2 protein-coding genes and 1 pseudogene are annotated in these 1,585 nt (G+C 35.9%); 2 read left to right on the top strand and 1 reads right to left on the bottom strand.

Annotated elements, in window-relative coordinates; translation table 11 throughout:
• Positions 1 to 190 (top strand): hypothetical protein (locus MNV_RS20265; protein ID WP_218837987.1); only part of this gene is annotated, 190 nt, incomplete at its 5' end.
• Between the two features lie 12 nt (positions 191 to 202).
• Here MNV_RS20265 and MNV_RS20745 read toward each other — a convergent pair.
• Positions 203 to 415, bottom strand: a pseudogene (locus MNV_RS20745) (ISH6 family transposase); the annotation flags it as partial.
• 182 nt (positions 416 to 597) lie between these two features.
• Here MNV_RS20745 and MNV_RS10310 point away from each other — a divergent pair.
• Positions 598 to 1,585: IS4 family transposase (locus tag MNV_RS10310; RefSeq protein ID WP_096205800.1), on the top strand; the 988-nt coding region annotated here is incomplete at its 3' end.

The following is a 1,585-nucleotide window of genomic DNA, read 5'->3' as shown; positions in this document are numbered from 1 at the left end:
TTTCAGAACTTATGAGAAAGTAACATTATTCGCAGAATTAGCGATGAGAGACATAACCATCCCAGACAATAACAATCACATTGAAAACCTTATGGGAATTGTTGGGCAGAAAGTTAAGAAGAATCATCAATCGTGGGTAGATGATAATTTAAATAAAATGCTAAAAATAATTTGGCATATAATTTCTTAGTGCCCCAAAATCATACTGGTGCCAATTTTTTTCAGAGCAATATCTCACAAGAATGATGTTGATGATAGTTTCCAGACCTCTCGTAGTCCATCTCATCCATTTGTGTTTAGTTCGTTTTGCTATTTCACCCATCAGTCGCTCGATAATATTTGAGTTCCATGGAATTCTTCTTCCATTCACCGCAAATTTAGCAAAAACCACAATGCTGTTACTATATTCTTTAACATTGGTCATCGGTTAAGGATTTCTTATCAATAAAGATTTAGCAATCTCTGATTTTCGTTACGATTTTTTGAGTCTCCAGTTGAAACAATCGTTAGATAGCGAAGCGTTTATCCTCTTATCATGCATATATTACATAAAAATTCTAATTTTACTGTATTAAAATTAAAAAGAGGACCAGGAATATGAAAAAGACCAAAGAACCCAAAACAGAAATCCCACCATATGAACCGGATGTAATCGAAAAAAACCTTTATGCTTTTTACCCAACAGATTGGCTGGAACAAGCAGCAAAAGAAACTGGACTCATAAAACGAGAGAGGAAAGTAACAGCAATAGAAATGTTTTGGGTTCTTGTCAATAGTTATGGTGTTCGCCTTGCAAGAAATCTCGCTTTTATCAAACGGAATTATGAAAAGTTTTCCAATAAAAAACTGAGCGACAGCAACTGGTATGATAGATTCACACCAGAACTTGCCGCATTTCTGAAACTATGCGTGACTCACGGGATAGAACAGCTTGCACTGGAACAAACCAAAGTTCTGAACGAAAAAATCGCTAAATTCCAGGATGTATTGATACAGGACAGCACAATAATCAGATTGCATAAGTCTCTTGCCAGGAAATTCCCGGCAGCACGTTCCAGAACAGTAGCAGCTGGCGTTAAAGTAAGTTTGTTGGTAAGTGCGGTGGCAAACAGTCCAAAAAGCATCAGTATTAATCCTGAAAGTACAAACGAATTGAAGACTTTGCGAATAGGTCCATGGATAAAAGATAGAATTCTTCTTATTGATCTTGATTTCTACAAACATTTGGTATTTGCTAAAATCAAAGAGAATGGTGGATACTTCGTGTCCAGATTAAAGGAAAATGCCGATCCTCTCATCATGGATTTGAATAATGCGTGTCGAGGGAATAGTATTGATGTGAAGGGGAAGTATATCAGTGAAATTCTACCAAAATTAAAACGACAGATACTCGATGTTGAAGTTGAGGTCTCATTCAAAAGACCCAATTATAATGGCAAAAGTAAGACAAGAATGGATACTGAGCAGTTCCGATTGGTAGCGGTTTTTAATGAAGATGATGAAAAGTATCATGTCTATCTTACTAATATCACAAAAGATGTTTTGGAGGCTGAGGATGAGACTTTTTATTATTTTCTGGTTAAAC

Origin of the sequence: Candidatus Methanoperedens nitratireducens, from assembly GCF_900196725.1 — an archaeon.
GTDB classification, from domain to species: domain Archaea; phylum Halobacteriota; class Methanosarcinia; order Methanosarcinales; family Methanoperedenaceae; genus Methanoperedens; species Methanoperedens nitroreducens_A.
This window is presented reverse-complemented; position numbering and strand designations above follow the sequence as displayed.